Annotated in this window: 2 protein-coding genes; both read right to left on the reverse strand. The window is 69.6% G+C overall.

Annotated features, from left to right (window positions below; translation table 11 throughout):
• Window positions 1-234: 234 nt before the first annotated feature.
• Complete coding sequence (locus ACE5C1_RS13135) at window positions 235-1110, reverse strand: aldose 1-epimerase family protein (protein WP_374944525.1); 876 nt, start codon at window positions 1108-1110, stop codon at window positions 235-237.
• Window positions 1103-2701: phenylalanine--tRNA ligase subunit beta (locus ACE5C1_RS13140; RefSeq protein WP_374944526.1), on the reverse strand; the 1599-nt coding region annotated here is incomplete at its 5' end. The genes ACE5C1_RS13135 and ACE5C1_RS13140, both read right to left, overlap by 8 nt.

Consider the following 2701-nt stretch of genomic DNA (forward strand, 5'->3'; position numbering starts at 1 on the left):
CTCATCGAGCCGAAAACCGTAGAACAGCGCGCCCTGTGCCACCTGCCGACCCATCATGTCCGTGATCCCCCTACCGCCTTGCAGGAGTGAATCACGCCCTCGACACCGTCGCAAGCAGCCGTTTTTCAACAGCCTCGACCGCTTGCGACAATGGCGTCAAGCGCTGCTACTGTAGCGGGCTCAAGATTGATCGCAGTTGCCATGTCAACGGAATAGCCTTGTCGGTTTCGAGCTTCAAGGCAGCAGCGTCACGCTTATAGCGATCCGCTTGGCCTCGCCCGGCGCGATCTCGAACACGCCGGGTTTATCGCGGAACTCGCCGGTGTAGCCCTCCGGGTCGGCGATGCCGTGCCAGGGCTCGACGCAGACGTAGTGTGCGCCTGGCTTGGTCCAGATGCCGAGCATGGGAGTGTCGGGGAAGGCGATCTCGAGGTGCGGACCATCGGTTGCGCCGTAGGTGACGCTATCCGAGCGGACGTGGTCCCAGACGAGGGCGTCGGTCTCGAACAGTATATCGGCGAGGTGGAGCGTGCGGCCGTCCAGCGGCGACGGACGGGTGTCCGCCGCGATCGTGCCGTCGGCGGCGATCGTGCGCAGTGAGTCGGGCTCGTCGGCGGCAAAGACGATGCGGTGATCGGCGCGGGGCGCGCCATAGGGAAGCGGCCATGCAAAGGCAGGGTGGAAGCCGAAGCTGGCGGGCAGGGCGACGTCGTTGGGGTTGGCGACCGTCGCCTCGATCCGCAGCGTCGCGCCTTCGAGGCGGAACTCGACGTCGAGGCAGAAGGCGAATGGATAGTGCTCGCGCGTCTCGGCGTCGTCGGTCAGCCGGAACGTCACCGCATCCGCGATACGGTCGACCACCGCGAATGTCATTCGCCGCGCAAAGCCGTGCTTCTTCACCGGGTAGGTCTGACCGTCGACGCGGATGACGTCGCGGTAGGGCTGGCCGACGACCGGGAACAGGATCGGCGCGCGCCCGGTCCAGAAGCGCGGGTCGGCGTCGGTCATCAGTTCGCGGCCCTGCGCATCCCGGAGCGACGACAGCTCCGCGCCGAGCGGGTTGATCACGGCGGTGAGGACGCCGTTGGTGATCTCGATCCAGTCAGCCACGCAAGGTTGCTCCCGATTTGTTCGCGGCGGCGACGACCTTGTCGGCGATCGCTTTCAACTGCTCGTCGGTGAAGCTTGCCGCTGTCGGTTGGAGCAGCACCTCGATCGCGACCGAAGTTTCGCCGTCCTTGCTGAACACGTCGAACACGCGTGCGGCGACGATCGCAGCCTTGTCGGCGCCGCGGACCGCGCGCACCAGCGTGTCGGCGTTCAAGCCCGTGGGTACGACAAACGCGAAGTCGCGCCGCACCGCCTGCAATGCGGGCGGTGCATAGGCGACGCGCGCGAAGCCCGACCGGCGCTTTGCGGGTATCGCGTCGAGGTACAGCTCGATCCCCGCGACCGCGCCGTCGAGGTCGAACGCCTTCAGGACGCTCGGATGAAGCATGCCGAAGGCGGCCAAGACCGTCTTGGGTCCGAGCCGCAGCGTGCCCGATTGACCTGGATGCCAAGCGTCTCCCGCCTCCCCCATCACCTGCAGGTTGTCGACGGGTGCGCCCGCGGCGGCGAGCAGGGCGACAGCCTCCGCCTTGGCATCATAGGCGTCGAACGCCGCGGCCTTGCCCTCGCGCCAGCCGCGGGGGCGGCGGTCGCCCGCGAGCACCACGCCGAGTGTCGCGCGCTCTGCGTCCGCGAGGTAGCGGCGGCCGAGCTCGAACAGCCTGACCGACGCTGCGCCGCGATTGAGGTTGCGCGCCGCCGCCGACAGCAGGCCGGGCAGGAGCGACGGGCGCATCGCCTTCAGGTCCTCGCTGATCGGGTTGGCGAGCGTCCAGGCCGCCCCGCCGAACGGCGCGGCCTCGGCTTCGGAGAGGAAGCTCCACGTCACCGCCTCGTCGAGCCCGCGCGCCGCGGCGGCGCGGCGGACGCGGCGCTCCAGCTTCTGCTCGGGGGTCGCGGTCGGCCGTGCGACGCCGGGCAGGCGTGACAGCGGGGTCGCGGGCACCTTGTCGATGCCCTCGATGCGGATGACTTCCTCGACCAGATCGGCGGCGCCGTCGATGTCGCGCCGCCAGGTCGGCACGCGCACCGGCCAGCGGCCCTCGATGGTCGCGAACAGCGCGTCGCTGAACGCGTCGGCATGATCGATCGCGCCGACGGTGAAGCCCAAGGACAGCAGAATGCGCGCCTGCCGCTCGGGCGCGACATGGAGCCCGCCTAGGTCGCGGCAGAGGTGCGGGTCGTAGGCGACGACGCGGCGCTCGACCGGCGGCGTTCCCGCACGGGTGACGCCGCTGGCGCTGCCGCCGCACAGGTCGAGGACCATGCGGGTGGCGATGGCGAGGCCGTCGTCGAGGAATGCGGGGTCGACCCCGCGCTCGAATCGCGACCGCGCGTCGCTGGTCAGCGTCAGCGCCTGACCGGTGCGGGCGATCGCGTCGGGGTCGAAGTATGCGCATTCGATGACGACGTCGGTGGTCTGTGCCGACACGCCCGAGTGCGCGCCGCCCATGATGCCACCGATGTCATGGACGCCGGCGTCGTCGGCGATCACCGTCATGCCCGCCGCGAGCGCGTAGGTCCTGCCGTTGAGCGCGACCACGGTTTCGCCATCGTGCGCGGCGCGCGCGACGAGCCCGCCGGACAGCTT

The organism is Sphingomonas sp. (assembly GCF_964263785.1).
In the GTDB taxonomy this organism is placed as follows: Bacteria; Pseudomonadota; Alphaproteobacteria; order Sphingomonadales; family Sphingomonadaceae; genus Sphingomonas.